Raw genomic sequence first — 26,192 nt, 5'->3', positions numbered from 1 at the left:
TTATTCTGCTTTAATCATTTATCATGTGCTCTAAAGATCGTTGAAAATTGCGTGCTGACGAATCGTCCGTGATCCACCACTTTCGAATGAGTCACAGCTTTGCAAGGCAAGCGTAGACCAACTATTTACTCATAAAAATAAGTCTCATTGACTTAATAGACTAACAGATCCGATTCTACTTATGATTGCAAATATTCAGCGATTTTGTGTATATTCTAAGCGTGAAAACGAATCCGCCGCACCTAAATCAACCCGACCTACTGAGCTAAATCGGGCCGCTCTGACTCCAGTTCGGTTAGGAGCACCTGCTTAAGCTGTTCAACCCGTTCGGGATAATCCTCTGCAAGATCATGACGCTCCTCATTATCAGTTTTCAGGTTGTAAAGCTGGAAGTGGTTCTTCTCACGTTCCACTTCCACTAGCTTCCAACCGCTTTGTGTCACAAGTGCTGTGCGCCCCATGTTCCTGAAACGATTGTTCACAATGATAGTGTCGTGCAATTCCTTCTGCGGATACGACAAGAGCGTTGGCAAATAGGAGATACTATCTTTCCCATGGGGCAGATCGCCTCCAACTAGGTCAGCCATCGTCGCCATAAAATCATAGTGTGTGCTCAATAAATCGGTTTTAAGACCCGGCGCAATTTGCCCTGGCCAGCGAACGATCATTGGGCATTGGATGCCTCCTTGATACGGAGATCGCTTAGCTCCTGCACGACCACCTCCACCGTCAAACACATCGCCGCCATTCGAGGTGCGCCACTTGCTGTCTGTCAGATTCGCATTTTGCCCATTTGCCAACTTTTTAAATTTATGGCCTTTAGGACCATAATACAGCTCATGCCCGTTATCGGAGGTAAAGAAAACGACCGTATGATCATCGATCCCCTGCGCTTTCAGCGCATCCATGATTAAGCCCACATGGTCGTCGAGCATCTTGACCATCGAAGCATACTTCTTCTCCGCCGGTGAAAGCGTCGGATGGTCTGCGAAATCAGGGTGTAGCTCAGGGATCGCAACGGGGCCATGAGGCAACTGCGTCGGGTGATAGAGAAAGAATGGGCGGTCCTTATTCTCACGGATAAAGTTCAACACCCCATCGATGAATACGTTTTGAGAATAGGTGTCTCCTCCAGCGCCCACCGGCTCATTTCCTTTCTCCGACATTTTTCCACAATCAGGCCGCGTATTCCCAGCTAAAGGCACTTTCTTTCCATTGCGCCAAATGTAAGGTGGATAGAAACCATGGCAGCGGGTGTGGCTAAACATCCCTTCATAATAATCCCAACCGAATCGCTTGACTCGTTCATGATTCGTGAGAAACCCGACATCCAACTTGCCGAACTGAGCGGTTGCGTAACCCGCCTTTTGCGCGACCTGAGCGAGGAAGACTTCATTCTCTGGAATCGGCGTGGCACTTTTTTCGACATAGGCAGCAAAGCGCCGCATATACTCGCTTTCAGGCACCTGTTGCTCATCCATTTCAATTAACAATCCAGCACCATTCTGCCCCCATCCACCTAGCCGCCCATCGTGCAGACCTGTCAGAAGCGCCCAGCGTGCAGGCGCACACAGTAAGCCACCATAATAGTTATTAAACTGCATCCCTTCGTCCGCCAAGCGATCGATGTTTGGTGTTTCAATCAGCTGCTGTCCATAGGCACCCAACAGTCCAATGCCAAGGTCATCCGCATAAATTAGGACGATGTTAGGTCGTTGCTCGGCAGCAAAGGGGATGTTAACAAAAATAAGAAAGATCCAGAGGCATTTCATAAAGATAGTTGGTGCGCTGTTTTTACTGCCAGAGTAGTCTTACCTTACAACTAAGAATAACTGACAAAAGGACTAGTCAAAAACTGACCAAGCCCACTCATCCACCCACTCGGTCGTGTAGCTATTTTCTTCGAGTTGAATCGGCTGCTAGATGAGAAATATTATTGGGAGGGAGCTTGGCCGGCTGCCTTGAGATACTCTGCACCCGCAAGTAAAAAGGGGCCGATCCCGTGTTGGTCATGGATTATTCTTGGACGCTTCAAGTAGTAATTAAGGTCATCACTCATGTCGGTTGCCATACAGACATCGATGATTTCATACTGGTCGTTGACCTTGGTCTGGAGCCCCTTCCATCCCTTTTTACCCGCTTCCAGAAACGACGGATCCAGCCAACCTTCGTTGACACCTTTGAGTATACAGTAGGTAAACATTCCAGAGCACGACGCTTCTGAGTAACTGTCAGGACGATCAATCACTTGATGCCACAGGCCGTCCTTATCCTGATGGGCTATAATGCCTTCGATAAAGCTACGGTAGTCTTTGAGTAATTCTGCCCGCTGGGGATGATCCTCGGGGATAAAAGGAAGCATATCGACTACAGCCATAATATACCAGCCGCTACCCCGCCCCCAAAAGTGCCCATAAGGCTTCTGAGTGTCCTCAAGCCACAGGCAATACATCAACTGGCTCTCCTCATCCCAGAGATAATCGAAGTAGATAAGCGCCTCATCAATCGCGCGGTCGATCCAAGTTGGGTCATTCAGGAGTGCTGCCTTTCGGCACCAGTAAGGGGTGATCATGTAGAGGTCATCGATTTGGAGACCTAAGCCTAACTGACTACGCCGCTTATCTCTTACCAGTGCTCCATTGTCAAATTTTGGGGCCTTTTCTAGGAAGGTATCGAAGGTTTTCATGCCTCGCTCGAACTCCTGAGTGGGGTTTGTTTGATGTCGCTCAGCTAGCGCTGCGATCATCCCACAATGCCACATTTCCTTGGGATTTTTATAGTGTCGATTCATCTTTGAAAACACACTCTTTCTATTTCCCAACTTCATGGATTGGAGCTGCGCGAATACATCGATGCTCTGGTCTTTATAAGCTTTGTAATGTTCGTTATCGAGCACATCGCCAAGTGCTCGCATCCCATCCATGATGATCGCATTCTGATACATCCACGCATTATAGCGTGAGGGTTCAGGCACGTGATCTCCTTCGGGCAATTCAAGCAGTGTGTCTTCAAGAACATTGTCCGCGATCATGGTCAGAGGGTCCGCGTGGCAAAAAGTCGCCACGTAGATGAAAAACAAGCTCAGTCCTAATCTCGTAAGCATATGTTTAAAAACTGTGATTAGTTTGAGGTATTTTTAGCTCACAACCTAATCAAAAAAGGAGAGATCCCATTCATCCATCCACTCGATCTTGTAGCTGTCTCCCTCGAATTGAATCGGCAACCAGATGTAGCCACTATCGTAGGGGTGGTCAGGCTTGTTGATATCGAACATCGCGATATAGGCATCTTGCCTGCCTTCCACTTTGAGAATGAAATTTGATTGCCCACCGAAGGTTAAGTTAGCACCAAGCCCGTTGTTTGGGTTGATGCCTGAAACAGGATTTCCGTGTGCAGTCCAGGGTCCCTGAAGCGACTTGGCTGAAAACGCTCGCGCTGCGTTCGGGTTCCACCCAGTGGAGCCGGATGCCAACATAATATATTCGCCATCGTGTTTGAAGAGAGCTGGGGCTTCGGTGTGTTTGGTCACGCCTTCAACAACGAAGTAATCACTTTCAGGAAGCAAATAATCCTCGCGCATCTTAGAGATCACGAAGGCCTTGTCTGGTTTGCGGACAGTGAGGTGGTAGAGGCTGTCATCCTCATCTTTAAACATAGCGAAGTCACCGGTGCCTTGAGGTGAGTCACCTCCGAGGAACTTGTGACTATAAATGAATGGCCCGGTTGGGCTAGGCGAAGTGGCGACACCGACAAAGCCGCCCCGAGAACCCATGCCACGTAAGTAGAGCTTGAAAAACATCACGAACTCGCGGGTCGTCTCATTGTAAATCACCTTTGGGCGGTCGGAGTTGCACTCATGCGTGAGGTCTTCAGTCTCAGGACGATCGAGACGAATCATCATACCCATATCGTGCCAATCCACGAGATCTGTTGATGCATAACAGTGAACCCCACCATCCGCATGTTGGCGCTCGGAAAGCCCCTTTATCTTGTGCTCGCCATACCAATAGTAGAGACCTTGGTAGAAGATTACGCAGCCGCCGTGGGCGTTGATTCGATTGCCGGCTGCATCCGACCACTCCTGTCCGGGTTTAATTGTTTCCTGTTCTTTAGCTGCGGCTGTCGCAGCGAAACCGATTACACTAATCAAAAGAAGATGCCGTAGATAAACCCACAAACGACTAGAGTAAGTATTCTGAATATTTCTCATTTAGTTTAGGTTAAAGTCATAGTGGAGATTATAAAGATGTTATGCCTGATCTTACTTGAAATTTGTCACTTCAGTTCCTCCTTGTTGGAGCAGTCGTGGCACTAATCAAAAAAGGAGAGGTCCCATTCGTCCATCCATTCGATCTTGTAGCTGTCGCCCTCGAATTCAATCGGCAGCCAGATATATCGCCCATCAATCGGGTTTTTCGGGCGCCAGATATCAAACATGGCAATGAAGGCACCAGGCTTGCCTTGGACAGGCACGATAAACGTGCTCTGAGCGCCAAAGGTTTTCTCGGGGCCGAGATTGTTGTTTGGATTCACGCCGACGGTAGGGTTACGGAGCGGCTCCCATGGACCGAGGATCGTGTCAGCCACCGCTGAGCGCGCCGCATTGGGATCCCAACCGGTGAGACCTGACGCTAGTAGCCAGTAGCGACCATCGTGCTTACAGATAGCAGGCGCTTCATTACTACGACCGGGGAGCGCGCGCACATAGCGATCTGTGAACGAAAGAAAATCCGGACTGAGCTCGGAGATGTGCAAAGTCATATTTTCCTCAGACGAAGCGATATGATAGGCCTTACCATCGTCATCCACATAGAGCGTCATGTCGCGCGCCATTTGGCCGTTTGCAAAGTCACGCTTAAGCGCTCTATCTGCCCGTGGATTTTTCTCGAAATCGTCTTTATTAGAGGGCCAAATGCCCGCGTGGGGGCGCAATGAACGAATAAAAGTAAACGGGCCAGTCGGTGAGTCTCCCACCGCCACCGCGGTGCGTGCAGAACTGTAGCGCTGCCCTTTTAATTCGAGGTGGAACCACATCACAAATTTATCGGTGAGTTCGTTATAAATCACCTTAGGCCGTTCGAGCACACAGCCATAGGCGATGTCTGAATCCGGATCCTCGTAATCGACCGGCATGACGACTCCTTCATTCTTCCAATTCATTAGATCGGTGCTGCTATAACAACTCACACCACCACTCGGTGCTTTAGTGACGTCAAAGCCCGCGCGGTTGATCTCAATCTTACCCGGAATCTTATATTCACCAAACCAGTAGTAGGTGCCCTCATGAAACAAAATGCCACCGCCATGCGCGTTGATGTGATTGCCGTCGGTATCGCTCCACAGCTCATGTGGGACAAATTTTGCGTTTGCACAGGGTGCACTGGAAGTAGTGTTTTCCTTTGGCGAATCTGCATGAGCTGAGGAGATTGAATAAGCACAAGCAGCAATTAATAAGGCGACAACACCTACTCTTATTCTATTTGGCTGGATTAATATATTTTTTTTCAGATTTTTCATATTATACTACGTTTACTTTCTAAATCTTGCTGGAATGCGCCTATATTGTATTTCACTTAGACCTTACCTGCCATATCAATTCTTCCCGAAAAGTCCCAGCAACTCATAGCTCCCTTCCGGCTTAGTTTCCAGTGTTACGGAATGATCACCATAGCGGATGACACCAGTATTTCCGAGCTTTGAGCGCAGTTTAGCCGCCGTCAGCACACCCTTCTCCCACGTCATATCTACTTCAAACCCTCCTCGGGCGCAGAGCCCTGTGACCGAACCATTGGCCCAAGCTTCCGGTAATGCAGGCAGTAGATTGATCGTGTCGGTGTGTGACTGGATCAACATCTCTGCCATGCCGGCAGTGCCGCCGAAATTACCATCAATTTGAAACGGTGGATGCGTATCGAAGAGGTTATTATGGGTCGATTTTTTAAGCAGCATGGCGATATTTTCGTGCGCCTTATCTGCATCCTTAAAGCGGGCCCAGAAGTTAATGATCCATGCCCGACTCCAGCCGGTATGACCGCCGCCTTTCGCCAGACGTGCATCAATGCTCTTACGAGCTGCCGCCATAATTTCGGGTGTGTCCTTCTCATTATATTGGCGCCCTGGATGGAGGCCGAACAGGTGGGAAATATGACGGTGCCCCGGCTGCCGCTCTCTGAATTCTTCCGTCCATTCCATCAAACGACCATCGGAGCCAATTTGCGGCAAAGCTAGCTGATTTAACTTCATTTCCACTTCTTGAGTGAAGGCATCATCGATTCCAAGGACCTCAGCAGATTCTAGGATATTAGTGAAGACATCCCAAATGATTTGCTGATCCATGGCCGGGCCCATCGTCAAATTACTCGGCTTTCTGGTCCCGGGGATGAAGAAGGCATTCTCGGGAGAGGTGCTGGGCCCCGAAACCAGCTTGCCCGTTTTTGGATCTTCAACCAGCCAGTCAAAAAAGAACAATGCCGCCTCCTTCAGGATCGGGTAAGCCCGTTCCTTGAGGAAGGCCTGATCTCCGGTAAAGCGGTAATGCTCCATGAAATGCTGCGTGCACCATGCACCGCCCATGACCCATTGACCATATTGTGCTTTCCCATAGGGCAGCGTATGATGCCAAGCATCGGAAGCGACGCCCGCGACAAAACCACGATTGCCGTAAAATTCGCGCGCCGTCTTTTGTCCGGACGGAACGAGGCGTTCAATGTAATCCATAAATGGAAGGTGAAGCTCAGAGAGATTTGTCACTTCGGCTGGCCAATAATTCATCTGCATATTGATGTTGATGTGATAATCGGCATTCCAAGGAGCCTCCATTTGCTTGCTCCAAATACCCTGCAAGTTTGCCGGCATGGTGCCAGGGCGTGACGATGCGATTAAGAGATAACGACCATACTGAAAATAGAGTGCCTCCAGATCAGGATCGACCTCCCCCTTTCTGTAGCCCTGCAGCCGCGCTAAGGTAGTCCGATTAGAAGGCTCTCCGAGTTTTAGACTCACCCTGCGGAAGAGCGCTTGGTGCGCTTCGCTGTTGCCTGCCTTTAATTGCTTGTAGGTTTTTTGTAGCGCACGCGTAATCATCGACTTACAAGTGGCGACACGGTCATGTGTTAGGGGGGTCCCAACATCATTCCTGTTATAGTCGGTAGAAGCCGCAATATGGATGGTCGCCGCATCCGCACCTTTTACCGAAAGCTTCCCATCTTTAACGGAGCTTTTCCCTCCTTCTGTATTCACCTGAAGAATACTGGCAAACTTCACGCCCAAATGCTTGTCGCCATGCGATGCCTGCCCTGTCGCCAACAGGCAATCATTACCGATGCCTTCGACTGTGAAATCCCCAGGGCGGTCGACACTCGCACTGAAAGTAATCGCACCCGGCTTGTCGGCTTGAAGATGAACCACGATCACATCGTCAGGAGCACTGGAAAACACCTCTCGGGTATAGGTGACTCCGTCCATCAAGTAGCGTGTTGTCGCAACAGCTGTATCCAGATTCAGGCTACGACGATACTGTGTGGCCTCTTGGATGGTGCCAAAATCCAACACCAATGTTCCCATCGGTTGATAGCTGCGGGGGAAGACACGTTCAGGTAGAATCTTTTGTTGCAACGCCTGAGCCTCAGCGTATTTCCCTGCAAAGAGTAATTGGCGAACCTCTTTTATCGTCTCAGCCGCACTCTCTTTCATTTCCGGTATCGGTGGCCCCGCCCAGATCGTATCCTCATTGAGGAAAATGCGCTCTTCCGAGGCCCCACCAAAGACCATGGCTCCGAGACGGCCATTCCCCAAGGGTAACGCCTCTTCCCAATTCTTTGAAGGCGCGTTATACCAAAGCGAAAGCGACTCAGCTGGAGCTTCATCCAAGGGCTGAATCTTGGCATTTTCAGTATAATTGAAGCTCTCGCTAGGTTTCGCGATCACCTCAAGCGAAGCCAAGATACCTAGTGAAGCTAAGAATGATATAGCAGCTATTCGCATACGCTTTTAAGTGCTCTACTCAGAGATTGAATCATTAATGTAGAATATTTCATAAGTTAACTTCGATCAAATAGTTACTGAGGTCATGGTTTCGTGGTGACTGAGTTCCTGATTGGCCTTGGATAAAATACCATACTACCTCTTTCGTGACTTCTCCACAAAGGCACGCTCCGCCCATGCGCGATAAAGTGTGGACATAGCTCCAACTTTCTCCGGCATCTCTGTAGCTAAATTATTCAGTTCGGTGCGATCCGTTTCCATATTATAGAGTTCCCATTTTTTGCCCCGCATTGCGACCAACTTCCACTCGCCCTGACGCACTCCACGGTTGCCAATGTGCTCGAAGAAGATCGGCTCGTCACGTTCAAGGGGCTGCCCCTGAAAAACAGGCACTAAGCTCTCTCCTTCTAAGGGGATAATCGAATGCGCCTTGTATGTCTCTGGATAAGTCGCGCCCGAAATTTCGACAACACTCGCCATGATATCGATCAGGTGACTCGGCTCTCTGGCAATCTGTCCCTTCATTGAAGCATCGATCCCCTTAGGCCAATGCGCGATCAAAGGGCTGGAAATACCACCTTCGTGGATCAAGCCTTTATGCTTACGAAATGGCACATCGGATACATTCGCCCAGCAAGTCCCATAGTAGACTTCTGACTCGGCCGTGCCCGGGACGCCATCTGTCCTATTGCTGCCGAGGTGCGACCTTCCTTTATCACGGTTATCGTAAGCTTGGGCACCATTATCGTGAAGAAAGAATATCAACGTGTTGTCGTAGACATCCATCGCCTTCAATTCTGCGATAATTTTCCCAATGTTTTGGTCGACGCAGTCAATCATCGCCGCGTAGATCGCCATGCGTAGATCCTGAGTGTCTTTCTCTACATCCGTTAAGCTGTCCCAAGCAGGAACATTCGGGGCACGGGGAGAAAGCTTCGTGTGACCATCAATCAGGCTCAGCTCGACGAGGCGCTCATAGCGCTCCTTCCGAATAACATCCCACCCCTTCAAATATCGACCGCGATACTTAGCGATGTCTGCGGGTTTAGCCTGCAGCGGATAGTGCGGTGCATTGTAGGCCAGATACCAGAAAAAAGGCTTCTCCTCTTCGACGGCTTCTTTGACATAAGCGATTCCTTCGTCTGTAAACGCATCCGTGGCATACCAACCCGCGGGGGGATCTTTCTCCTGATCGTATAAGACCTTATCCCCCCTGACAATAGAACGAGTTTGAGTCCAAGAAGACGGGCGAAAGAAGAAACCGCCACCTTGCGGGCAACCATAAAAGCGATCGAATCCACGGGCCAGTGGCCACCATTCTTTCCTATCGCCCAAGTGCCATTTGCCTGTGACAATTGATCGATATCCTTTTGGTGCGAGCACCTCCGCAATGGTGACACAACGCTCCATCAAGCGACCTCTGTATCCAGGATTCTGTTCTCCTTCATCTCTAGTTAAAAGCCCCATGCCTGCTTGATGCGAATACAAACCAGTCATCAGACTAGAGCGTGTTGGACTGCAACGGCTAGTATTGTAAAAGCTGGAAAAGCGAATGCCATCTGCTGCCAACTGATCCAAGTTCGGTGTCTCGATCTCGCTGCCGTAGCACCCGAGATCCGAGTAGCCCATATCGTCAGTCAGAATGACAATGATGTTCGGCTTGGCATGGATGACTGTAATTACTGCGCAAAAGAGCGCCAATATGCAGCTCCACGCTCTAACATTTTTTTTAAAAGGCATAATCAAATTAACATTATATTGTTTTAGGGCAGACACTCACGATAAACAAACGACAGTGAGTTACATCGCCCCAGGATTCAAAGAACTTGTGGAGTTTACCTATAAATCTCCAATTCTGTAACGCGCTGAAAGGACTCTACTCATAAACGAACCAGGCCGTAGCCGTCGCATCGCGATCGCTGATCGCACGCACCCAGTAGGCCGAGAAGCCTTCAGGGAATGTATGCGAGATGGTCTCACCTGTCTTGAGGTCGAAGCTCTGATACGGCACCCAAAGGTTCGTGCCATCAATATCCACTTCAAGGGTGATCTTGCTATCAGCGGTAGCGGAGAGCTCGACGCGCTTCTGGTCGTAAGCCGTCATGAGATATGGGTCAGAAGGAACGCCTGCTTTGACGGCAGAATCCTTCCACGGCCCACCTTGACCGTGCGGCTTGCCAAGCTTCCAGAGATCGTCGACCACGCCCGCCCAGACCGCAGCCTTGCCGTCGGTGCTGCGGAAAATGTGGTCACTGGAGCTGTCTGCATCGATGCCAGTGAAAAATAGCAGTCCAGCATGCGAGCAGTAGTCGAAGATCGCCATGTTGTGAGTCGCAACCGGACGAATCTTTGCCATGCCCTGTGCATTGCGAGCAGGTAGCTCGTAAAAAGTGCCGTGCAAGTTGAACAAGTCGCGTTCCGTTGCCACTTCGCGGCAAACGCGAGGCGCACCCAAGACGCCGTTTTGCCCACCGGAAGATGCATTCATTAACGCCACTTCATAAATGCGCACATGCCCCTTGTCGTTGGAAAGCAGGCGAATGTGTTGAGCTGTCACTGATGTCGGAAGGTTGATAACAAGATCGACAGAATTGTTTTTATTCACCTCGGCACCGGGAATTGTTTTCCAATCACCGTCTTGCTTAGATTGAACTGCCAGATGCTTCACAACATAGGCTGCGTCCTGCTTCCAACCGCTAACAATCTGCACAGTGCGAAATTCCTTAGGCTCACCCAAATCGAGCTCGATCCATTTGTCGCCCTCGTTTGCCGAGACCCAGCGTGAGTCTTCCGAGCGATTGCCATCGACTGCATTTGCAGCAGCAAATTTTGGCTTAAAAATTGAACTGGGAGTGACGCTGGCACCTAGGGCAAGATTCTGAGTTGAGGCTGCCTTACGTTGTTCAGATAGATAGCGATCACTCTTCGGCAAACGGTAACGTTTGCCACCTTCAACAACGATCGTCGACGCGGCATCCACACGATATGCGTTTGCAGGCTGAATGGTGTCCTGTATCAACTGGGCCGCCTTCGCGTCATCGTCGACTGTAACAAACTCCATCTCTGAATTCAGCTCGTAATAGTCACCGTCCGCAGTCGCGAGACCGAGCGTCTTATAGGAGAGACTGCGCATCAGACCAGTTGTAGCGGCAGGCTTCTCTGGCGTCGCAATCCCAGTGAAGAGTGGATCATTGCTCAGGCTGCGTGTATCGCGATCACGGTATTGGAAATGGGCAGTGACGTCAGTGGCATCCACGTCAGTAACTATACGAATCCATACACCCGTTGCGTCTTCGTTAAAAAAGGCGACTTCCCTGCCCTTGGATTCGAGCGTGATATCCATCAGTTCCGTCCATTCACCAGTCCCCTTCTCGTCCACTTCTAGCGTGAAAGTTACAGGTAAATCGGTCGAATGTGTCAGCGTGAGCTGACGATAGTCGTAGCCAGAGAATAGATACGGATCGCTGGCAGTCTTGGCTTGCACATCGTCGCGTAGCCAGACGGAACCGCGTCCAATGACGGGTCCAAATTCATCCAGCTGCTCTGCTTCGATAAACCAGAAATTCGAATTAGACTGTTTGGGAGCCGCGTGTTTCGCCTTGAACGATCGTGTATTTAAAAATTCGTTTTTCGCCGAATCATCACAACCGAGCACGAGCTTATCCTGCCACTTGGCAAAGTCGCCAATCACTTTCAGATAGTTCGAGCGTGGCGCGATGCCGGCACTGTTGGCTTTCGAAAAAGTTGCAGGAAAGCGCCAGAAGGTGCCATGCATCGTCGCGAGAAAATCTGTTTCGCCGATTTCACGAATACGCGGCCACTCGGTATTCCACCCGTGCGCACCGTCATAAGAATGGCTCCCCTTTGGCAATCGGTAGTAGCTCCACTCCCCGTCTTCCAATAAGCCGATCAGCACGGAACGCATATCCCAGCCCATGCCCCAGATCGGATCGGTCTCGGGATTGTTGCTGCCGTAGATGCCATTTGGCCCCGTGAGCTCGGTAAATTGATTACGACGCACGAGTTGCCAATCCCCCTCTCCGAACCATTGAGCGAGCGCGCCTGATGGTGTGGTTGGATCTTTCTTCGCCGCAGCGCTCTTTTGCCCGTTGTTCGAATAGACCACACGCCCCTGCCCTGAATATAGGCCTTTACCATGATAACCAGGCAGCCTTGAAACCACACCCTTTGCTAGGGGTTGCTTCAAGTTCCCGTCCATAATTAATTCCTCGACCTCCAAGGTGTCCACATCGACGGAATAGAGTCCCTCCTCCATCGTGGCGTAGTAAATCTTTCCTGCGGGATCGGTCAGATGTCGGGCGTTTCCAGTATGTCGTCCGGGCATGTCTTTTACGGAAATGACACGCACGTCGCCTTCCACGCTGATGGCATAGGGGCCGATAAAGAGCTGGTTCGACTCCTTGTGAATCATCCGGTTGGCCGGCGTGCCACCGATGCTTTCGGGACGGATGATTTGCTCTAAATCCGGAGTAATTTCATAGAGTTTATCAGTGGAACCAAACGGCCAATGTGGCGCGTAGGTAATCGCCCACAACTTACCTGCCCACGGCACCACGGCTCCGGTGCCACACTCCCCCTGCTGGTTATACATCGCCAAGTGAGGATAGACCCCGGAAATATTAATCGGCTCAGATCCAGCAACAGCGCTGGATACGACTCCCGCGAGGAGCATTGCAGTCAGGGTCGTTTTTATATTTGGTAGTAACATAACAATAACTTGTTCTCTGTTCTAATTCTGACACCGAAAAGTTCGTATAAAATACACGGCGACCTGTCGTATTGGACATCTATGCCTGAGTTTATCCTGCACTAATCCAGACGATTCGCTTGCATCAATCGCTGGATTTTTTCTTGTTCCAGAGCGGTATCGAAGACGAAGACTTCGTCGATCCAGCCTTTGAAAAAACGATCTGGTATGAGACTGCTATCGGTTTTAAAAGCCATATTCCTACCGAACATGAGAGGGCGAGATTTCTGATGACCGACTTCCGTTTCGATTTGCGCGACCGATTTGATGGATGTTTTTTCTAATCGACCGTCCACGTAGAGTAAGACGTGCGTCGAGACATCTGCTTCGTCCCCGCCATACATGACAATCGCAACGTGATGCCAACGGTTATCACGCAAATCAGTCGTGCCCACAACAGGTGCGTCCATCGTGCCAACTCTCAACCTGCCGAGTGGTCCTTCTCTTTCGGTTGGATTCGGGGAAATCTGCCACGCGGAGCGTGACTGCATCAGGCCCCATCCAAGCATGCCATAGCCGTTTCGAATCGAAAAGTCTTTCGGAACCTTAGTCCAAAACGCGATGGTTCGAGGGCTCTTGCCACCAATACCGGGAAACTCAGTTTTGACGTAAGCATCGACGCCGTTGAAGTAAAGGGCTTCACCGAATTGTCCGTTCTGGTATTCCGGCCCTGAACCATCATTGAATGCCTTCAGCTCGCCGGGGTAAAACTTGCCCTCGATGCCGGTGCCACCGCACTCAGCCTGTTGCGAGCCCGCGTCGAAACTCCAATGCAAATACTGCGGCTGCACGGCTGATCGCCCGGGCAAGGCACGGCGGAAGCGCTCTGGATTACTCTGAATCAGCGAAGTCTGCTGGTTCTCATCGATGACCATGCCCTCGTCTTTCAACAAATTCGAAAATGCTTTCTGATTTAATGGGCGCGCCTTCACCTCACCGTCCAAAACATGCACCTCGGACAATCCATTCGAGGCAACCGACATGCCAAATTCGGTGCCCAGATCAACCACTTCTGAGGTCGGCGTGATCACGGTGAAACCGATCGCTTGCTGCGGCACACGCGCGACCAAACGGCCTTCTCGCAAATGGATCAAGTCTTCGGACACCACATCGATCTCTACCGGCGCTTCAAGTAGCAACGTGACACCATTCACCATTGTGATTTCAGAGTATCCCTCCAGCAATGACATCGAACCGGCAGTCAAATGATCCTCTTTGAATGGCGCAGAATCCTCCCACACGGCATCCCTAGCCGCCGTTAAACGGCCCAATTCCGGCGCCGAGCGGAGCCCCTGAAACAACACGAATGCAAACACCACACACGCCGCAGCAGCCAAGGACATCAGCCATGCCAGGCGCTTGCGCTTGCTACTGAGCAAGCGCGCTCCCACTGCTTGGCTAAAGTCGACCTCTCCCTTAGAGCTCAAGCGCTCACGCACCTCCGAGGCAAAGACCGCGCCGTTCTCGTCCAATGCTGCGAGCCAAAGCAAGCGCTCGACTGCGGTCAATTCAGCCAAAGCCTTCAACACCTCAGGATCGTTGCGGCACTCCGCCATCAAGGTTTCGGAGACTTCCTCGCCGTCGAGATAGGCGGCAATCAACTGTTGTTGTTCCTTAGTCATCACTAGGCAGTTTCCGGGTCTTTCGCCATGCACTGCTGCAAGAGTTCACGCATGCGATAGAGCCGCATCGTGACCGTGGAATGATTGACCTTGAGCGACTGCTTAATCTCAGCAATCGGCATCTCTTGATAATAGCGCTGAATCAAAAGCTCACGCATCGGAGTCTCTAATTTGGCAATACAGCGCTTCAAGACATGCAATTGATCTCGCTCGTTTTCGACGGAATATTCCAGGCCAATTTGCTCGTTGAGCAGAATGTCGAGCTCGGCAGCACCGCCGACCAAGGTCGCCTTGTGCTTGCGCCAATAGTTTCGAAGTAAATTAAACGCGATCGAACGAATCCACGGGCCAAATGCTTTATCCACGTCGAACTCATTCAACTTGCGAAACGCAATGATGAATGCCTCCTGCGCAAGGTCTTCGGCTTCATGTTTATTGGTCAACCTGACCGCGAGCGCAGCCCGAACGTTGCCTTGGTAGCGCTTTACCAATTCGGTAAACGCATCCAAGTCTCCCTGCTTCGCCTGTATCAATAGTTCCGTATCTTCCATGATGATCGAGTCGTCGATACTACGATATTGTCATAGAGCACAGGAATGACACCTCAAATTTCTGGGTGCTTCGTCAAAGATAGACAAAAGTCGTTCTATGAAGAAAAACAGAGCCGAAGTGGCAGGTGACCATCATCGGGTCAAAACTCCTCGGGGCTCCACTCAGGGATGTCGCCCTGACTCAGCTGCTCCTTATAGCGCTCGGCTAAAGGATGCTTCTTTTTGGCTCCTGGTGTGCTCAGTCCTTCATTGACCATCAAGGGCACGGTTTTTTTCCACCATGCATCGTAACTCTTGCGGATCTGGTCGATCACTTCAGGATAGTTGGCCGACACATCTGTGGTCTCGCCGGGATCGACAGAAATATCATAGAGCTCTTTATTATTCACGAATCGCCAGCGATCAGTGCGCACCGCGCAATTGATAAATTTTGCGCTCTCTGCGTCTTTGGCGACGCGCTGATTCTCCGACCAACGACCGACATGCACGAAGAGTTCACGGTCGCCCCACTCTGATTCAGGGTTTTCTAACAATGGTAGCAAAGAGCGCCCGTCGAGTTCTTGCATTTGCTCCGGCAGTTGCACACCAGTCAATTCACAGAAGGTTTGATACATATCAATATGAGCGGTGAGGGCATCGATATCGACGCCCTCGCCCAATACGCCCTTCCAATACCAAAACGCGGGGACATGTGTGCCACCCTCATACGGCGTGCATTTCTTACCCTTTAATCCGGCGGTGTAAAACGGAGTGATCTCACCATTTTTCTGGCCCTCCACGTGACTCATGCCGTTGTCCGTCATGAAGATGATAAGCGTATTGTCCAAGGCGCCCCACGCTTCCAGCTTTTCCATCATTCGGCCAAAATTCTCATCGATATTTTCAATCATACCGAAACGCCCAGCGGGGCCGTTTTTAGGATTGAGCTCCCAGCCCATGTCCTCAAAGCGCTTCGTATATTTCTCTGGCGCTATATTTGGCGTGTGCGGCGCGTTTGTTGAGATGTAGGCGAAATAAGGTTGCTCCGCTGTGATCTGCTGCTTGATCCAGCTCAGGCCAGCATCAAAAAACAAATCCGTGCAATACCCCTTAGTTTGGACGATCTCATTATTGTGCAACAGCACGCTGTCATAATAGGTATTTTCTCCATTTGGCGGAAAATCCCCAAACCTCACCTGACCGATACCGCCAGCGCCATGGATCAATGACTCCTGGAATCCACGACTGTGCGGAAGATAAGGTTCCTCATCCCCCAAATGCCATTTGCCGAAAATACCCGTTGCATAGCCCGCTGACTGCAAGGCCTGTGGCAGGGTAAAGAGATCGAGCGCCATGCGCTCGCGCATCAAGATCGTATGCGTGATTCCGACACGAAACTCGTGGCGACCGCTCATAATGGCTGCACGTGTCGGTGCGCAGGCTGGGCTCACCTGAAAGTCGGTGAAGCGCGTGGATTCCTCATAGAATTTGTCAATATTGGGCGTCTCGAGAATTGGATTTCCAAGACACGCCAGGTCACCCATGCCCTGATCATCAGTCATCACCAAAATAATGTTTGGTTTCGACTCTTTCAGGCTCACCACAGGTGGGCGGCTATCGGCTAAGTCTTTTGCGTGTGCGTAACCTGTCAAAAGTGACGAGGCGAGCACAGCAACAAGGGTGCAAAGTTGTGTCTTATTCATCGTAATGTATTTCTCGATTTCAGCAGAGATATTAATGGAAGATTGAGGCACTTGGCATCAATTTTTCCCAAGCTTACAGTTAATTTCCTCAACTGAACATCCCGTGAACACTTTATCTTTTGGTCAAAAAGCGCTGCACGCACCCACATCCGCAAAGATCCGCGCGAGATTCACTACAGTTTTTGCTATAAATAATACGACCCTGTTCATCATCTCGGATGTTGAACAGGGCCCTACTTTGATTCGTTTCATGGCCTTGAGTCTCAAGGCCAGCGTGCTTCAGGCCGGTTCTTAGCCAGCTCAGAGCATCGTGTATTCGAAACCTCAGAAAAATCGCTACTCTTTGAAATCGACCACATCCTCTAACACGAGGCGCTGACGTGCATCTGGAGCACGAGTATACATGTTGACGTTCTTAAACTCGACGTTCTTCGCATGGCGAATGTAAGCGCCCCATGAAGGCAGCACCCCGAAGAAGAACTGCTCCGGGTAGCGGGCGATGTCTTCATCCACGACATTTTTTGCTTCCTCCGCAGTGCCACCGCCGGGATAGGAAATCGTGATATTTTCAAGCAGGACATCCTCAATGTAGTGGTCAGGAACGCCGGTAATCATAATTCCGGAACGCTTGCGATCTTCAGTCACCACTTCCGCGGTAATATTGCGAATCGTGATGCCCTTCATAGAACCGGTCGGCACACCTTCAGGTTTTGCATCCTTACCTTGAATCTGCTCGGTTGGTTTGTCGTATTCACGTCCACGGCTGCCGAGACGCACAAAGAGAGGCCCTTCACTGCCAGTGATCTTAATGTCCTCGATCAGGACATCTTCCATCATGCCGCCATCAACGATCTGTAGCTTAATCGCGCCCATGCCTACGTCGTAAAACTCGCAGTCATACACGTGTAGATTTTTAAACCCGCCACGCGATGAGGTGCCGCACTTGAACGCGGAGGTGTGGCTGGTGATGCGACAATTACGCACCACAATGTTCTCACAAAGTCGCTCCGTTGTGCTCTTTGGGCAAATCGAATCATCTCCTGTGCGAATGTCGCAGTCTTCGATCAATACATTCTTACAACCATCCAAGTCAAAGCCGTCATTATTACGATTCACTTGACTATCAATGGTCACATTGCGAGCCACAACATTATCGCAGTTGACCAGATGTGTGCACCACGACGCAGCATTCATAAAGCTCACATTCTCAAAGGTCACTCCGTCACAATCGACGAACCGAATCAACATCGGGCGGTCGTTATAGGCTTTGCGATCGCCGATAGGAAAGTGCTCCTTCGTGCCGCGTCCATCAATGACGCCCCCACCTGTGATACTGACATTCTTCGCATTTTCAGCGTAGATCAGACATTCGTCGAACGCAGGTGCCTCGATTGCGCCTTGGTTGTCGCGTGAGTAGTCGTCGATATTCGTGCTACCGAGTAGCACTGCACCTTCGGCAAGGCGTAGCTCCATATCGCTTTTTAGCCAGAGCGTGCCTGTTACGTATTGCCCTGCGGGGACTAAGACGACCCCACCCTTCGGGCATGCGTCGATTGCAGCCTGCAAGGCTTTGGTGTTCAGTGTGACGCCATCACCGACGGCGCCCACCTCAGTCACGTCAGTGCTCACGGATCGTGTCGATTGACAAGCAGTGAAGAAGAACATCGCGAACGCAGATAAGAGCGCCGCACAGAATATTGAGTATTTTTTCATCGTATTATTTTAAAACTAACTTGGTCGTAATCACGTCACCTTTGCTTAAGCTGACGCTGCGGTAGCGATTGCCGTATTTTGATTTGGTGAATGCTTTGTTAGCATCACTTTTCAAAGATTTAATTTCCATCGGTAGCTTCAGCTGAAACTCGGTATCTCTTTCGGCTACCAGCTGCAGCGTGACCGTCTTCTTGGACATGTCCCACTGCGCAGAGGTCTTCACACCGACACGCGTTAAGATCTCCTTAAATTCTCCCGTCTCCCACGATGTCGGCAATGCAGGCAGCACACGCAACATATCCGCCGTCGATCCGCATAGCATTTCGGTGATCGCAGCAGGAATACCGAAGTTCGCATCCATCTGGAACGGCGCCGTGCGACCCCAAAAGAACGGCAAGGTCGCGCCCATCGCACGCCAGTCGTTGTGATAGGTGAAGAAATTCTTACCGAGGCAGCTACGCGTTAAAATGTTTAACGCTTCGAGTGCTTTGTCACCATCACCAAGACGGGCATAGACATTCGCCATGTGTGCCAGCGACCAACCGGTCTGTGACTTCAGGCCGATGGTCAGGCGCTTTTCAATTGCGACGCGGGCCGCTTCATACAGCTCAGGCGACGATTCCTCGGTGATTTCGTTCCCGGGGAACAAGGGATAGATGTGCGACTGGTGACGATGCTCGTAGTTATCCTTGAAATCTGGATGCAACCATTCCTTCAGTGCACCGTCTTCGTTTATTTCATAGTCAGGCATATCCGCCAACAGTGCCTTCCAGCGAACGACGCCCTCTTGCTCGATACCAAGCAATTCACAAGATTGGATCAAGTGTGTCAGCACTTCCTTGGAAATCGCCACAGCAATCGTCGAGTTGATCTGCACTTTGATCTTCGTCACACGTCCGGTCTTGGGGTCGAGGATCATCTTATCAGCTGGCTGATTCTCAGGGGACTGTGATGGGAAGAACATGTTCTTGCCGTTGTCATCTTTCACAATGAAACCTTCATAGAACAGCGCGACCTCTTTCATAAAAGGAACCGCGCGCTCCTTCAGGAAGACTTCATCACCAGTGAAGAGATAGTAGTCGTAGTAGAAGGAAGCCAACCAACCTGCGGCATCCGTCCAGTTGATAACGTGCGGCGCGGTTTGACGCATGACTGCCGACTCTGGCGACATGAATGGTGGGATATAAATACCTTCAGTGCCCCAGAGTTGCTTCGCATTATAACGAAAGTCATCCATGTGCGCATCAAAATAGTCATAAAAGGCCATCATCGACTCAGGTAAATTGCCCGGAAGTGCCTGCCAGTAGCTCATTTGCAGATTCTCATTAATACCGTATAGACCGCTCCATGGTGGGCGTGTATCACCGTTCCAAATACCTTGCAGGCCTGCAGGATAACCACCGGCGGTGCTACTGCAGATCAAGAGGTAGCGACCGTAGTCAAAGAGCTTTTCGAGTAGCTCGGGCGATGCGCTATACTCATAAGCATCCAAGAGCAGACGTTCATTTGCGGTGCCACGATCGCCCGACATGTTCAGCGTCATGCCGATCGTATTGAATTTCTTACGATGCAAGTCGGCGTGGCGCTTCAGCAGAGTCGAATAATCAGGATCGATCGCTGCCAAGGCTTTTTTGAGGCGCGGCACTGCCACCTCTGCAGGCTCATTGGCAAACAAGGCTACGAGGAATACGACTTCGTTGGCGCCCTCGAAAGTGAAGCTCTGCCCATCCGACGATTCAGTGATCTCGCCCACATTAGAACCATCAATGGTTACAGCACGCAAGACACCGCCAAATTCACCGCCACCAGAGCCGTCCGCGCGAAATTCAATAAAGCCGTCGCGCGCGAAGGTTTTGTAGGTGAAGCCAGGATCAAACTGCTTGCCGCCTTGATCGACTGAGTCCTTCAAATCATGGATATCGAGGGTCACTGATCCTGTGACAGTCCCCTTCTGATCACTGCGCATCGACATCACCGATATGTCGTCGGGAATCGAAACAAAGAGACTGCGCTGGAAATTTGTTTCGCCATCACGCCATTTTACCACGACCTCCCCCGTCTCAAAATCAACCGTTCTCGAATAGTCTTCGAACATACGATCCGTATGTGTCTGTAACAATAGATCGAATGCCGGGTGATACGCGCCGTTGCGCCCTTTAAACCCAGAACTACGCAGCTTGTTGCTGTAATAGCTGTTCGCCTCCAAATACTTACCATCCAGCATGAGTTGACGCACCACCGGCAACTCTGCCGACAGGTCGGGCACCTCATCCACCACCCCGCCATACCAGAGTTCGTTATGGTTAAACAGCACCCGATCCTCGCTAATGGAGCCATAGACGAGTGCGCCCACCGTGCCATTGCCAGTTGGTAATGCCTCCCGCCAGCTGTCCGCCGGCGTGATCGAAGTCATGCCACGTCGATACGGTGTATCAGCCTGTGCAATCGATAAAAGGCCAATGCTCACGAGGGCACTGCCGAGCATCCTAGTGAATAAAGAGTTCGGTTTAAATTTCTCTAGCATGGTAGTCATCGTAGTTAAAATAATATCATTGATACCGCTCGATCAGGAATCCGAAACGGTGAGCGTCACTGTATTCAAAATTGGTTTAGAAATATTCTCCGTCGTATCGGAGATGCGAATTTCATATTGAAATCCATAGCCGCTGGGTAACCCCGAAAGATCAAGGGCTGCAGGAGTCTTTGAGACTTGTTTAGAAAATCCAGGCACATAATCGTAGGATTCTTTGACGACCTGCCAATCGGTCCACTGGTTGATCGAACCATCTTTGTTCGTATCGACTCCGACACGGACTTCAACCCCGTCCACCCAAGGGCCTGGACTCACGAAGTCCTTGCTCTGCTGCGTCGCCAAGTAAAACTGCCCCTCGGCAAACATGATATCTGGGTCGGGATGCCCTCCTCCGACACTACCGAAAAAGGTAAATTGCTCATCCAAACTCGACGCAGTAAACATCGCGACATCCATTGAGTGACTATCCGCAGGATCATGATCACCAAACAGGTAATACTGGCCGCCGACCGAAATTGCAGCCCAGTCACCATACGCGCTCTGCTTTGGCTCATGTATTTCGTATTCGGCTACACTCGTTTTATAGTTCTCGGGATCTTCGCTCGCCCAGTGCGGGTGATTGTAAGTGCCGATCTTACCGGTTGGTGTCGTGCGCTCATCGACGGCCGGATCAAGCATCTTAAAGTCCTGAATGCCATCCGGGCTGACTGCATGGCTGGCAAGCGGTGAATCCCATGCGTTTTGCTTCGCATTAATTGGATCCCAGTTCTCAAGGATCAGGTGAAACTGCCCATCGAGATCGCGGATGATCGCACAATCGGAACCATGCGACGGATCTTTAAATGCCATGCCCATGTCTTCGCCAGGTTCACCATCGGTCAAATCCGAATCGATGAGTAGGTGCGGATCTTGGTCATTTGGAAAGTCATAGTAGAGATATGCCTTACCATCGACGAACTCACCGGTGGTCATCCATTTCGCCCGTCGATCAGACACTGGTCCGTAATGCACCCAATTGACCATATCCTTCGAATGCCAAGCATGATAGCCGCCAAGGCTCTTCTTCAGCCCGCCAGGCGCATCATATTGATGCTTCCATCGGGTCGTCTTAAGTGGGATATCATAGCCCTCCAATGTCGCATCTTGCGCCTCGAAGTTCAAATACTCGGGTGTAGGCTTCTTACGACTACTCAGCCCACTCCCCCATCGTCCAAACATCCAGTAATTACCTGGGCTCTCACGGAGCATCACGGGCGCATCTTGGAGGTTTGCAGGGCCAATATTCGGTGTTTTGTTCCAGTTGAGCCATTCCGGCGACTGGTCAATTTGCAAAGACTGTGCGGATCGCTTACTGGGAAATACCTTCAACTTACTACGGAACGTTGCTGTTTTCGCGGTCGGGACCGCCATACCCTCTTTAAATTCGAGTGAGGTGTGTGCAGCGGCATTTGTGAGCCAATCCTCCTGAGTATCGACCATCCATGTGTCCTGTGCGATTGCAGTCGTCGCGACTGCCATAGACAGTGTTATAAATGTGCATGCTAGGTGTTTCATCTTCTCAGTATAGCCGAGATAATAAGGCGCGCCTATCGCGCATATTCGTGAGAGGCCCTGAAATTCAAAACTATTTGCAATAAGCACTGCCCCACATCACCGAGTCGCCGCCCCAGCCGTTTCCACCTTCGGCCACAACAAGCTTCAGCATCTGAACCCCGCTCACATCGACTTCGATGTCCTGCGGCGGCGTCTGTCCATGGATGACCTCAGACTCGAACAGCTTTTGACCATCGCCATGCACTTCGAATACGACGGATGCCTGATAACAAGGAATCAACGTCGCCACAAACTTGGAAAATTCCCCTTTGAGAAAATAGGTCACTTCACTCACGCCCTGCGAGTGCACCTGTAAGCCCTGTGAAACGTCGACCCCTTTATTCGATTCGTGAACGCGGAAGGACGAGTTGTCGAGTTCGTGCCGCCCGTCCACCTGATCCGCTAAACCGAAGGTCAACATAACTTTACCGTCCGTTTTCTCGGCCGCACCGAGTTGAAAGGGGCGCTTAGCCATGAACTCAGCCTTCTCAATCGGTTCCCAATAGACCTTATGTAGATCTGGCACACCGTGATTTGTTCCGATGGACAGACTCGGGCGACTCAAGCCCTGCCAGTGAAGCAGCCTAGCCTTGGTGTTTTTATCCACCAAATCGAATGGATACACTGTAATCGTCTCCGTCACACCGCCACCTTGAAGCGGAAAATTACCGGAGTGTGTTTTTCCGAATTTCACATTCAAATTGGTTTTAAATTCACTGGTGAGTTTAATCACTAGCTTCCCATATTCTGGGATCGGCACACGCGGATCATTCACCTTCCATGTCTCAATGGAGCTGCGATTAAATACCCACTCCTTCTCCCAGTCCTTACCAAAGGACTCGATCACGGTCGTGGTTTTGGGATTAATTTTAAGCTGAGCACTCTGGAGGACATCCGGAGTCAACATCGGCATCTGTGTCGTCACGATAAAGGTATCTGCCTTCTGAGTAAGGACATGATCCCGGTCATTTCCTTCGAGCGCATAGTGCACATTGGCAAAGACCCAAAGCGGCTCATCGAGGTCAAACAAGTTTAACTCCGCATCATATAGCGTGCCGCGCTTCGTTGAGGGCACATAGTGCCACAAACGTGTGCGATTGGTCGCATTATTATTCAGCTTCGCATCCCGTGTATAATAAATATCTACCGATGCAATCGGACGCGAATCGTCTGCGGCCACCTGAACCAAAGGCTTGCCATTCTTCCCTTTTAAAGTGACACGAATCTTCGGCTGTTCGGGGTAGTCAAAGTTCCCCTTCAACAATGAATCAAACCATAGCTCCTTCGAAGCGAGCGTCTCACGATCGTGCTTATGATTCAAATGCACTGAACGAGCAATACGGACATGCGAGCTCGGCGCCTGATCGATCACCCATTGCACATCTTCCACCATACCGTGAAAATCATTTGACGGAGCCATGAAGAGTATCGGGCAATTAATTTTCTCGGCGTAAGCCGCAGGATTTGCCGTCCGCGCGAGCAAACTTCCATCGTGGAGTAATGGCGGCGCACACGAAGGAGCCGCCGCTTTCACGCGATCATCCATCGCAGCCGTTTGTAGCGTAATCACTCCGCCCATCGAATGCCCATCTAGGCCTAATTCATTGCCATCGACTTCCGGCTGTTGTTCGAGAAAGGTGAGACCACGGCGCATCGCCAGCGTCCGCAGGAAGTAACCGCTGTTGCGTGCCGACGGCACTGAATCGAAACGTTTATCATTGTTCGGATCGATCCCACGAGACTCGGCAACTTGCCGTCCTTCAACTGCGCCCCAATCCGTCTGCGCGGCTGCAGGCAGATTTTCACGCTCCAAATAGCGATCATCCGCGCGCCAGCTCACCGACAAGGTGGCATAGCCGCGCTTGGCATTATCGATACAAGCGGACTTGCTGGCCATCCCCCCGCCGCCATGAATTTGCACCAGTGCGGGTAGATCTTTACCACCCTCTGGAAACGCATAGAGACCTCCCATCCAAGCCTTCTGCCCTTTAAACACACCGATCCGATAACGCACTGCTCGTAGCACCGTGCCCTCTTCGACCCACTCTTTAATTACTTCGACATCGAGCGGCTCCGCTCGCGGATCGAAATCCCCCCAGGCTTCATCAACCGTTTGTGGCGACACACCACCCTTCAAGGGAGGCAGCGTCTCAGCGTTTACGGTTGCGCTCGCTGAGAGCAAACCAAAGGCAGTCGCCAGTGCGACCGATCGCAGGACATGGGGTAATGCCATAATTATGTATCGATTAAATAAATACGGGAATTGAAAAGACGCAGTCTCCTGCTTCGTGATTATTGATTCACGAACTCAACGTTCTCGAGCTTCACGACGACTGTGTTGGGCCATGCGCCGTTATTGTAGATACGTTGTGCTCTCATGACCGAAATCTCCAAGCCGTCCTCCTTTTGTTCAAAACGCGACTCGACATCAGCGGTCTTCTGATATTCCAGAATTCTGCTGTTCTGACCAAGCACGGAGATCTTCGTAGCCGAGCCGGCCTTGAGCTCCTTTAAGAGAAACTCTTTGCGGTGCCCTTTCTTCCACTTGTTCTTATCGGTGAACTCATTGAGGAAGACATAGACTGACTTCCCGTCCTTCGACTGAGTGTAATAAATATTCTCCTCGCCGGTCACTGGGCAAGGACGGACGTCATGAATCGCTTCGCCGTTGATAAACATCCACAGAGCCAGCTCACGGAAGACGCGCTCCTGCTCAAAAGGAATGATACCACTCGGCTCAGGCCCAACATTTAAAAGCAAGTTGCCTCCCTTGGCGCGTGTCTCGATCAACATTTTGATCAGGCGATCGCCAGTCTTATAGACTTCATTGGTCGGCTTATATTGCCACTGACTACCGAGCGTGAAGCACGACTCCCACGGGCCAGGAATCGGCTCTTTCGGTAGTTTCTGCTCTGGGGTCTCCATCTCACCACGTGTGACAAGGCACTCCGGCTGTAGCGTGTGAATGTATTGAGTGAGCATCTCCTTTTCGCCGCCATCGAAAAACACCACATCGATCGGACCATAGTTACTGAAAAGCTCATCAAGTTGCTTCTTGTTGTAAATCCCAATTGGAGGCTTTTCTTCGGCAGTTCGACCGACGCGGCGCACCTCTAATCCCATCTCGTGCTGAAAGTGGAAGTCTTCAGGCGAGAAATAAAAACCGACCTTGATATCGTGGCGGCGGCAGGCATCGACATACTCTTTCACGATGTCCTTACCGTAAGGTGTATTCATGATGCTAAAGTCCGTGGTCTTCGTGTCCCACATGCAAAAGCCATTGTGATGCTTCGTGGTGAAGACCATGTATTTCACTCCCGAAAGCTTCGCGATCTCCATCCACTCGTCCGGATCATAGCGACGTGGATTAAAGGTCTTCGGTAGCTCATTGATGTAGCGATCCAGATAATCATCAGAAGCGCCCACCATCGAGTGACTGATCACCGAACCAAGTTGCGAATCGTGCGACCAGTGGACGAACATACCCAGCCCCCAGTCGATAAACTCCTGCTCACGAGCGGGATCATTGAGTAATGGCCCTCTAGAAGTCACCTTCGGTGACGCGAATGCTGGTATTGAGAGCAATGAGACCAGTCCAAGTAGGAGGAGTTTTCTTTTCATATATCAAATGTGTCTAGGTGTGCTGATGTTAAAAATAATAATAATCTAAGAGTATAGATCACAGGAGGCATTGCCTATCCAGTGTTTACGCGACATGGCACTCATCTGCGCGTCACGCAGGCGCCT

General features: G+C 50.8%; 15 protein-coding genes. All 15 read right to left on the bottom strand.

Annotation, left to right across the window (positions count from 1 at the left end):
• Positions 1–257 precede the first annotated feature (257 nt).
• The 15 genes from GZZ87_RS18570 to GZZ87_RS18500 all read right to left on the bottom strand — a co-directional run bounded on the left by GZZ87_RS18570 (position 258) and on the right by GZZ87_RS18500 (position 26,066).
• The gene (locus tag GZZ87_RS18570) at positions 258–1,772 is read right to left on the bottom strand and encodes an arylsulfatase (protein ID WP_162025864.1); all 1,515 of its coding nucleotides are present in this window, start codon (positions 1,770–1,772) and stop codon (positions 258–260) included.
• A gap of 161 nt (positions 1,773–1,933) precedes the next feature.
• Positions 1,934–3,103 carry a glycoside hydrolase family 88 protein gene (locus GZZ87_RS18565; protein ID WP_162025865.1) on the bottom strand — a complete coding sequence of 390 codons (1,170 nt, stop codon included), beginning with the start codon at positions 3,101–3,103 and terminating at the stop codon, positions 1,934–1,936.
• 45 nt (positions 3,104–3,148) lie between these two features.
• Positions 3,149–4,210, bottom strand: a complete 1,062-nt coding sequence (locus GZZ87_RS18560; protein WP_162025866.1) for a family 43 glycosylhydrolase — start codon at positions 4,208–4,210, stop codon at positions 3,149–3,151.
• Positions 4,211–4,311: 101 nt separating this feature from the next.
• The gene (locus GZZ87_RS18555) at positions 4,312–5,517 is read right to left on the bottom strand and encodes a glycoside hydrolase family 43 protein (RefSeq protein ID WP_162025867.1); all 1,206 of its coding nucleotides are present in this window, start codon (positions 5,515–5,517) and stop codon (positions 4,312–4,314) included.
• A 75-nt stretch (positions 5,518–5,592) separates the two neighbouring features.
• Entirely contained in the window at positions 5,593–7,926 is a 2,334-nt protein-coding gene (locus GZZ87_RS18550) for a glycoside hydrolase family 95 protein (RefSeq protein ID WP_244648082.1), read from the bottom strand.
• A gap of 192 nt (positions 7,927–8,118) precedes the next feature.
• Positions 8,119–9,723, bottom strand: coding sequence for an arylsulfatase (locus GZZ87_RS18545; RefSeq protein WP_162025869.1), 1,605 nt, complete (start codon positions 9,721–9,723; stop codon positions 8,119–8,121).
• A gap of 136 nt (positions 9,724–9,859) precedes the next feature.
• The gene (locus GZZ87_RS18540) at positions 9,860–12,712 is read right to left on the bottom strand and encodes a discoidin domain-containing protein (RefSeq protein ID WP_162025870.1); all 2,853 of its coding nucleotides are present in this window, start codon (positions 12,710–12,712) and stop codon (positions 9,860–9,862) included.
• Positions 12,713–12,813: 101 nt separating this feature from the next.
• On the bottom strand, positions 12,814–14,373 hold the full coding sequence (locus tag GZZ87_RS18535; RefSeq protein ID WP_162025871.1) for a LamG-like jellyroll fold domain-containing protein: 1,560 nt from the start codon (positions 14,371–14,373) through the stop codon (positions 12,814–12,816).
• Positions 14,374–14,375: 2 nt separating this feature from the next.
• The gene (locus tag GZZ87_RS18530) at positions 14,376–14,924 is read right to left on the bottom strand and encodes a sigma-70 family RNA polymerase sigma factor (protein WP_162025872.1); all 549 of its coding nucleotides are present in this window, start codon (positions 14,922–14,924) and stop codon (positions 14,376–14,378) included.
• A 140-nt stretch (positions 14,925–15,064) separates the two neighbouring features.
• Positions 15,065–16,657, bottom strand: a complete 1,593-nt coding sequence (locus tag GZZ87_RS18525; protein WP_244648081.1) for an arylsulfatase — start codon at positions 16,655–16,657, stop codon at positions 15,065–15,067.
• 285 nt (positions 16,658–16,942) lie between these two features.
• Positions 16,943–18,319 (bottom strand): glycoside hydrolase family 28 protein, encoded by a 1,377-nt coding sequence (locus GZZ87_RS18520; RefSeq protein WP_244648080.1) that lies wholly within the window; start codon positions 18,317–18,319, stop codon positions 16,943–16,945.
• 4 nt (positions 18,320–18,323) lie between these two features.
• Positions 18,324–20,804 (bottom strand): glycoside hydrolase N-terminal domain-containing protein, encoded by a 2,481-nt coding sequence (locus tag GZZ87_RS18515; RefSeq protein ID WP_162051196.1) that lies wholly within the window; start codon positions 20,802–20,804, stop codon positions 18,324–18,326.
• Between the two features lie 81 nt (positions 20,805–20,885).
• Entirely contained in the window at positions 20,886–22,406 is a 1,521-nt protein-coding gene (locus GZZ87_RS18510; RefSeq protein WP_178106561.1) for a hypothetical protein, read from the bottom strand.
• Positions 22,407–22,476: 70 nt separating this feature from the next.
• On the bottom strand, positions 22,477–24,678 hold the full coding sequence (locus tag GZZ87_RS18505; RefSeq protein ID WP_162025874.1) for an NPCBM/NEW2 domain-containing protein: 2,202 nt from the start codon (positions 24,676–24,678) through the stop codon (positions 22,477–22,479).
• Between the two features lie 59 nt (positions 24,679–24,737).
• Positions 24,738–26,066 (bottom strand): alpha-L-fucosidase, encoded by a 1,329-nt coding sequence (locus GZZ87_RS18500; protein ID WP_162025875.1) that lies wholly within the window; start codon positions 26,064–26,066, stop codon positions 24,738–24,740.
• Between the last annotated feature and the right edge of the window lie 126 nt (positions 26,067–26,192).

Source organism: Lentimonas sp. CC4 (assembly GCF_902728235.1).
GTDB lineage: Bacteria > Verrucomicrobiota > Verrucomicrobiia > Opitutales > Coraliomargaritaceae > Lentimonas.
The sequence above is the reverse complement of the archived record's forward strand: the minus strand, read 5'-3'. Positions and strand labels throughout refer to the sequence as shown.

What these genes read in the sequence shown, in the direction of transcription:
- GZZ87_RS18510 (WP_178106561.1), bottom strand. Translation starts at nt 22,406, where the DNA reads ATGAAACACCTAGCATGCACATTTATAACACTGTCTATGGCAGTCGCG.
- GZZ87_RS18555 (WP_162025867.1), bottom strand. Translation starts at nt 5,517, where the DNA reads ATGAAAAATCTGAAAAAAAATATATTAATCCAGCCAAATAGAATAAGA.
- GZZ87_RS18570 (WP_162025864.1), bottom strand. Translation starts at nt 1,772, where the DNA reads ATGAAATGCCTCTGGATCTTTCTTATTTTTGTTAACATCCCCTTTGCT.
- GZZ87_RS18560 (WP_162025866.1), bottom strand. Translation starts at nt 4,210, where the DNA reads ATGAGAAATATTCAGAATACTTACTCTAGTCGTTTGTGGGTTTATCTA.
- GZZ87_RS18535 (WP_162025871.1), bottom strand. Translation starts at nt 14,373, where the DNA reads ATGACTAAGGAACAACAACAGTTGATTGCCGCCTATCTCGACGGCGAG.
- GZZ87_RS18530 (WP_162025872.1), bottom strand. Translation starts at nt 14,924, where the DNA reads ATGGAAGATACGGAACTATTGATACAGGCGAAGCAGGGAGACTTGGAT.
- GZZ87_RS18545 (WP_162025869.1), bottom strand. Translation starts at nt 9,723, where the DNA reads ATGCCTTTTAAAAAAAATGTTAGAGCGTGGAGCTGCATATTGGCGCTC.
- GZZ87_RS18520 (WP_244648080.1), bottom strand. Translation starts at nt 18,319, where the DNA reads ATGAAAAAATACTCAATATTCTGTGCGGCGCTCTTATCTGCGTTCGCG.
- GZZ87_RS18500 (WP_162025875.1), bottom strand. Translation starts at nt 26,066, where the DNA reads ATGAAAAGAAAACTCCTCCTACTTGGACTGGTCTCATTGCTCTCAATA.
- GZZ87_RS18540 (WP_162025870.1), bottom strand. Translation starts at nt 12,712, where the DNA reads ATGTTACTACCAAATATAAAAACGACCCTGACTGCAATGCTCCTCGCG.
- GZZ87_RS18515 (WP_162051196.1), bottom strand. Translation starts at nt 20,804, where the DNA reads ATGCTCGGCAGTGCCCTCGTGAGCATTGGCCTTTTATCGATTGCACAG.
- GZZ87_RS18505 (WP_162025874.1), bottom strand. Translation starts at nt 24,678, where the DNA reads ATGGCATTACCCCATGTCCTGCGATCGGTCGCACTGGCGACTGCCTTT.
- GZZ87_RS18565 (WP_162025865.1), bottom strand. Translation starts at nt 3,103, where the DNA reads ATGCTTACGAGATTAGGACTGAGCTTGTTTTTCATCTACGTGGCGACT.